This is a genomic window from Yoonia sp. (assembly GCF_036770585.1).
Classification (GTDB): domain Bacteria; phylum Pseudomonadota; class Alphaproteobacteria; order Rhodobacterales; family Rhodobacteraceae; genus Yoonia.
The window spans coordinates 22,886-29,147 of the sequence record NZ_DAIPIW010000031.1; the positions used below are offsets into that span (position 1 = coordinate 22,886).

At 63.1% G+C, this 6,262-nt stretch carries 6 protein-coding genes and 1 pseudogene; 4 read left to right on the forward strand and 3 right to left on the reverse strand.

Annotated features, from left to right (window positions below):
* Nucleotides 1–113: 113 nt before the first annotated feature.
* Both V7N12_RS07625 and V7N12_RS07630 read left to right on the forward strand, forming a co-directional pair.
* Complete coding sequence (locus V7N12_RS07625) at nt 114–2,339, forward strand: NADP-dependent isocitrate dehydrogenase (RefSeq protein WP_333713806.1); 2,226 nt, start codon at nt 114–116, stop codon at nt 2,337–2,339.
* Between the two features lie 297 nt (nt 2,340–2,636).
* A pseudogene (locus tag V7N12_RS07630) lies at nt 2,637–2,810 on the forward strand (IS6 family transposase); the annotation flags it as partial.
* A 79-nt stretch (nt 2,811–2,889) separates the two neighbouring features.
* On the opposite strand, the gene V7N12_RS07635 reads toward V7N12_RS07630, so the two are convergent.
* The 3 genes from V7N12_RS07635 to V7N12_RS07645 are packed head-to-tail and all read right to left on the reverse strand — an operon-like array spanning nt 2,890 to nt 4,488.
* Nucleotides 2,890–3,942 (reverse strand): permease, encoded by a 1,053-nt coding sequence (locus tag V7N12_RS07635; protein WP_333713807.1) that lies wholly within the window; start codon nt 3,940–3,942, stop codon nt 2,890–2,892.
* Between the two features lie 55 nt (nt 3,943–3,997).
* Complete coding sequence (locus V7N12_RS07640) at nt 3,998–4,315, reverse strand: ArsR/SmtB family transcription factor (RefSeq protein WP_333713808.1); 318 nt, start codon at nt 4,313–4,315, stop codon at nt 3,998–4,000.
* Between the two features lie 38 nt (nt 4,316–4,353).
* Complete coding sequence (locus V7N12_RS07645) at nt 4,354–4,488, reverse strand: hypothetical protein (protein ID WP_333713809.1); 135 nt, start codon at nt 4,486–4,488, stop codon at nt 4,354–4,356.
* 108 nt (nt 4,489–4,596) lie between these two features.
* Between V7N12_RS07645 and phnD the strand changes: the two genes are divergently transcribed.
* Entirely contained in the window at nt 4,597–5,547 is a 951-nt protein-coding gene (gene phnD / locus V7N12_RS07650; RefSeq protein WP_333713810.1) for a phosphate/phosphite/phosphonate ABC transporter substrate-binding protein, read from the forward strand.
* Between the two features lie 72 nt (nt 5,548–5,619).
* A partial coding sequence (gene phnC, locus V7N12_RS07655) for a phosphonate ABC transporter ATP-binding protein (RefSeq protein ID WP_333713811.1) occupies nt 5,620–6,262 on the forward strand: 643 nt, incomplete at its 3' end.

Below are 6,262 nucleotides of genomic sequence, written 5' to 3' on the forward strand. Positions count from 1 at the left end.
ATTGTATGCCATTGTATGCGGTCGTTCGAAACGTATCGCTTGCATAGATTCGCAAGCATGTGCGAGGCCCCTTTGCCTTGTCATGACAGAAGACATGAACCAGAGGACATCCCATGTCAGACCAGACCCTGCCCGACATCATCTACACCAAGACCGACGAAGCCCCGCAGCTTGCCTCGGCATCGCTCTTGCCGATCCTGCAAAGGTTCATGGGCGAGGCAGGGATCACGATCGGCACCAAGGATATCTCGCTGGCGGGCCGGATCCTGTCGCAATTCCCCGAGCATCTGACCGACGCGCAGCGGGTCAGCGACGATCTGGCGCTTCTGGGCGAGGTCGTGAAGACGCCCGAGGCCAATGTGATCAAGCTGCCGAACGTCTCGGCCTCGGTTCCGCAACTGGTCGCGGCGGTCAAGGAGCTGCAATCGCAGGGCTACACCATCCCCGACTACCCCGAGACCCCCGAGACAGAGGCCGAGAAAGAGGCGCGCAGGCGCTATGACGCGGTCAAAGGGTCGGCGGTGAACCCTGTGCTGCGCGAAGGCAACTCGGACCGCCGCGCGCCTTCGTCGGTCAAGGCCTATGCGCGGGCGAACCCGCACAGCATGGGCAAATGGTCGCCCGACAGCAAGACCAAGGTCTCGACCATGGCGGGGGATGATTTCTTTTCGAACGAAAAGTCGGTGACGCTGACTGACGCGCAGGCCGCCGGTCCGTTGACCATCCAGCATACCGCCGCTGACGGCACGGTCACGGTCCTGAAAGACGGGCTTTCGATGCCTGCCGGCACCATCGTTGACGGGACCTATTTGTCCGTCGCCGCGCTGAAGGATTTCTTCCATGCGCAGATCGCGGATACCAAAGCCGACGGCACGCTGTTCTCGCTGCATATGAAGGCCACGATGATGAAGGTTTCGGACCCGATCATCTTCGGCCACGCGGTCGTCGCCTACCTGCAACCTGTCTTCGACAAATACGCCGCCGATTTTGCCGCGGCGGGCATCAGCCCGAACGGCGGCTTCGGCACGCTTTTCGCGGCCATCGCCGAGATGCCGAACGGCGCGCAGATCAAGGCCGAGATCGACGCCCTGCTGGCCGAGCGTCCGCCGCTCTACATGGTCAACTCGGACCGTGGCATCACCAACCTGCATGTCCCGTCCGATGTGATCATCGACGCCTCGATGCCAGCCGTGATCCGCGCGGGCGGCAAGGGTTGGGGGCCGGATGGCAAGGAGGGCGACACCAACTGCGTGATCCCCGACAGTTCCTACGCGCCGGTCTATGCGGCCTCGGTCGATTTCTGCAAAGCCAACGGCGCGCTTGACCCGACGACCGCGGGGACGGTGCAGAACGTCGGTCTGATGGCCCAGAAGGCCGAGGAATACGGCTCGCATCCGACCACATTCGAAATCCCGGCCAATGGCACGGTCAGCGTGATCGGCGGCAATGGTGACGTGCTGATGACGCATGACGTCGCAGCGGGTGACATCTGGCGCATGGCCTCGACCCGGAAAACACCGATCGAGAACTGGATCCAGCTTGCGCTCGACCGGATGGCGACAACGGGGTTTGAAACGATCTTCTGGCTCGACCGTAACCGTGCACATGACGCCGAGCTGCTGAAATACGTCGAACCGGCACTGGCGGCTGCCGGTGTGGCCGACAAGGTCAGCATCATGGCCCCGCAACAGGCGACGACCCGGTCGTTCGAGGTGATCTATGCAGGCGACAACACGATTGCCGTGACAGGCAACGTGCTGCGCGACTACCTGACCGATCTCTTCCCGATCCTCGAGGTCGGCACATCGGCCAAGATGCTGTCGGTCGTCGGTCTGATGAACGGAGGCGGGCTCTTCGAGACCGGTGCCGGTGGGTCCGCGCCGAAGCACGTCGAGCAGTTGGTGAACGAAAACCACCTGCGCTGGGACAGCCTGGGCGAGTTCTGCGCCTTGGGCGAAAGCCTGCGGGCGCTGGCTGTGGCCAAGGGGAACGCGGCGGCCAAGGTCATGGGCGATGCGGTGGATGCGGCGACCGAAAAGGTGCTGTCCGAGAACCGCTCGCCCGCGCGCAAGGTCGGCCAGCCCGACAACCGCGACAGCCACTACTGGTTCGCCCGCTACTGGGCCGAGGCGCTGGCCGCACAGACCGGGGACGCCGCCCTGGCCGCGAAATTCGCCCCCCTCGCAAAGGCGCTGGCAGAGAACGAGGAGGCGATCGTCAGCGAACTGGCCGCCGCCCGCGGCAAGCCGGTCGATCTGGGTGGGTACTACCACCAGTCCGACGAAAAAGCCGCTGCGGTGATGCGGCCATCGGCAACACTGAATGGGTTGATCGGGTAGTCCGGCAGGGGATGGATCGGGATGCGGGTTTGTATCCCGATCAATACCTCAGGCGTCCGACCAACCCCGGGCTTGAATACCTGACTGAAGGTCGGCAAAGGGGCTGATGCGTGAACGTCTGGCGCGCATGGCTTTACTTGGCTGCGTCGATGTCAGTCTGCCAAACCCAAGAGCTCTGGCCGAAGCTGATCTCGCCCCGGACGCTTTGATTGTATGTGCCCATTCTTGATTGTTCTGATTGCCTCCCTGCCTGGAAGTGTTACCTTGGCGCCGATCAGAGATCGGAAGCTTTGCCGAAACAGTATTGTCCAGCAGGACCACCGGTTCATCAAGCGCATCACAGGGCGAAGGCTCGGCTTCAAGGCATTCCAATAGGCCACCGCTACGCTTGAAGGACCCCAGACTGCGCACATGATCCGTGACGGACAATGCGGCGCCGCATTCCAGCAGTTCGCACGGCTCGCAGCATGATCATGTCCGGCACAAGCCCGGTCTCAACCTGACTGGAAATTTGCGACAGAACCCGATGATCAGGCCCTGCCGCTGGTGGTCATGCCAGCTGCGTCCAAAGCTGGAACAGCAGGCCCGATGCGAAAGCGCCGGTCAGGGACAGGCCGATGTAGACCGCAAAGACCTGTGGCCGCGCCAATGCCCAGACCGCCATCGCCGCCGGGATCGAGGTGACGCCACCGGCGACAAGGAAGGCCAGCCCCGCGCCCGGCGCCATCCCCTGTGCGATCAGCCCGCCGACCAGCGGCAGGGCGGCATAGCCGTTCAGATAGGCAGGCACGCCCACCAGCGTTGCGGTCACGATGGGCAACAGCCCCTCGCCGCCAAGCGCGGCGGTCACGGTTTCCGCCGGAATCCACGCCAGCATCAGGCTTTCAAGGATGAAGGCGAGCGTCAGCCATTTGGCGAGGAACAGCGTGGTGGTCAGCGCGGTCTTGCCGAACTTGGCGCGGCGGTCCGCATCGGTCCAGAAGCGCCAGACCACGGGCTTGGGTGCGCGGATCTTCGCGCCGCCGCAGCCGCCGTTGCCGATCCCCTCGCGCAGCGGGTCGGCGAAGGCCCCGCCCTTCATCATCAGATGCACCACCGTGCCGCCGAAGACGCCCAGCCCGATGGCGGCCAGCGTCTTGGCCACCGCGAATTCAAGGTCGAGCACGCCCGCCGTCAGCACGAACATCGACGGGTCCATGATCGGCGAGGCCAGCCAGAAGGCCATGACCGCCGACAGCGGCACGCCCATGGCCAGAAGTGCTGCGATCAGCGGGATCACCCCGCAAGAACAGAAGGGCGAGATCCCCCCCGCCAGTGCACCCATCCCGATCATCAGGATCGGCGCGCCGGTAAAGGCCTTGGCGATCAGGTTGTCGGCGCCGGTTGCATTGGCCCATGCGGCGATGCTGATCGACAGGATCAGGAACGGCGCCGTCTTCAAAAGCGCTTGACCCGCGAAAAGCGCACTCTCGGCGGCTTGGGGCGTATCGAACACCGCCAGCGCCGCAAGGATCAGCGCCGAGGCGAGCCAGACGCGCTGGTCCTGCCACAGGTGACGCAGCGTGGACCGCAGGCCCGGTGTCGGAAGGGTTGTCTCAGTCATCACCAAATCTCCGGAAATGCCGTTGTTTTAGGGCAAGAAAAAGGTTGCACAGGTCTCACGCCGCATTCGCCGATGGCCGCACCGAGACACCGGCGCAGCATTCGGATGTCAGAAAGCTGACGAGCCTGTGCATCGCTGGAAAATCGACACGGTTGAACACCTCGCGCCCCTGCTTGTCCTGAAGCACAAGCCCGGCATCGACCAAGGCCGACAGGTGATGCGCCAGCGTCGAGGGGGCGAGGCCCAGATGCTCGCCGATATCGCTGACCCGCAACCCGTCATCCCCGGCCTTCACCAACAGGCGAAAGATCGACAGGCGGGCATCGTGGCCAAGGGCGGCAAGGGCGCGGGCGTCAGGGCTGGTCGTGGTCATGGCTTCAAAATAACTACAATCCTAGTTTTGTAAAGGAGTCATTTTGGCGGACGCAGAACCGCGCCCCGCAGATCGGCCTGATCCTCGCTTAACAGGCGATCCAGCGCTTCGGCGACGGTCTTCGGCACGTCGCGGAAATCGTCAAATGTCGCCGTCTCCGGAAGCTCGGCCAACTTTGCCCCGTGATAGCCGCGGATGAGGCGAAACCGGACCATCAGTCATATTATTGTTGCACACTCTCGTTATCCCGCCCGTGATTTTATAACTTCGAGGGAAACGTCATGAAAAATTCCACCGCTCTTGCTCTTGTCGCGGCCTGCGCGATCGCGCTGCCAGCCCATGCCGAGTTTACACTTGATGCGCGCTTCACCGATGCCGATGGCGACATGATCGCGGATATCCCAAGCGATCCGGCGGACCTTGTCGATCCTGACACGCTGATCTTCGCCTATACACCTGTCGAAGACCCCGCCGTCTATGCCGAGGTCTGGCAGGGCTTCCTCGATCACATGGCAGAGGTCACAGGCAAGCGTGTTCAGTTCTTCCCCGTCCAGTCGAACGCGGCCCAGATCGAGGCAATGCGTGCAGGCCGCTTGCATGTGGCGGGCTTCAACACCGGATCGAACCCGCTTGCCGTGGCCTGCGCCGGCTTCCGCCCCTTCGCGATGATGGCAGCCGAGGACGGCTCGTTCGGCTACGAGATGGAGATCATCACCTATCCCGACAGCGGAATCGACAGCGTCGAAGCGATCGCGGGCAATCAGATGGCCTTCACCTCCGAGACGTCGAACTCTGGCTTCAAGGCGCCGTCTGCGATCCTTTCGGCTGAATTCGGCATAGTCGCCGGTGAAGATTTCGAGCCTGTGTTCTCGGGCGCGCATGACAACTCGATCCTCGGCGTCGCAAACCGCGACTACCCTGCAGCGGCCATCGCCAACTCGGTCATGGGCCGCATGATCGAGCGCGATGTGGTCTCGGCCGACCAGTTCGTGACGATCTACAAGTCGCAGACCTTCCCGACGACAGGCTATGGCACCGCGCACAATCTGGTCCCCGAACTGCAGGAAGCTATCCGCGAGGCCTTCTTCAGCTTCGACTGGGAAGGTTCGGCCCTGGCAGAGGAATTCGGTCGCGCCGGTGAATCCCAGTTCATCCCGATCACCTTCCAGGAAGACTGGGCCGTGATCCGCACCATCGATGAGGCCACCGGCGTCGTCTACGAGTGCAACTGACGCCGTAAACCTGTGATGCTTCACGGGCGGCCTCGCGCCGCCCGTATTTCTGTCTGCGAAAGGCCCTCCGACATGCTGATCCTCGAAGGTCTGTCCAAAACCTACAAGACCGGCGACACCGCGCTTGCGGACGTGTCCCTGACAGTGCCGAAGGGTCAGATCATGGGCCTGATCGGGCCGTCTGGTGCGGGCAAGTCGACGCTGATCCGTTGCATCAACCGGCTTGTAGAGCCGACCGGCGGCAAGGTCATGCTCGGTGACATTGATCTTGTGCGCCAGAGCAGGGGCGATCTGCGCCGTCAGCGCCGCCGGATCGGCATGATCTTTCAGGAATACGCGCTTGTGGAACGCCTGACCGTGATGGAGAACGTCCTGTCCGGGCGGCTGGGCTATGTCCCGTTCTGGCGCAGCTTCCTGCGCAAATATCCGCCCTCCGACATCCAACGTGCCTATCAGCTTCTCGACCGGGTGGGCCTGATGGAACATGCCGACAAACGTGCGGATGCGCTTTCGGGCGGTCAGCGGCAGCGGGTCGGCATCGCGCGGGCGCTGGCGCAGGATCCCGAACTCCTGCTGGTCGATGAGCCGACCGCCAGCCTCGATCCCAAGACCAGCCGCCAGATCATGCGTCTGTTGACCGAGATCTGCACCGAACGTGACCTGCCCGCGATCGTGAACATCCATGACGTGCCCCTGGCGCAGCAATTCATGCAGC

Coding starts and splice junctions, on each gene's coding strand:
- V7N12_RS07625 (WP_333713806.1), top strand. CDS start 114: ATGTCAGACCAGACCCTGCCCGACATCATCTACACCAAGACCGACGAA.
- V7N12_RS07635 (WP_333713807.1), bottom strand. CDS start 3,942: ATGACTGAGACAACCCTTCCGACACCGGGCCTGCGGTCCACGCTGCGT.
- phnD (WP_333713810.1), top strand. CDS start 4,597: ATGAAAAATTCCACCGCTCTTGCTCTTGTCGCGGCCTGCGCGATCGCG.
- V7N12_RS07640 (WP_333713808.1), bottom strand. CDS start 4,315: ATGACCACGACCAGCCCTGACGCCCGCGCCCTTGCCGCCCTTGGCCAC.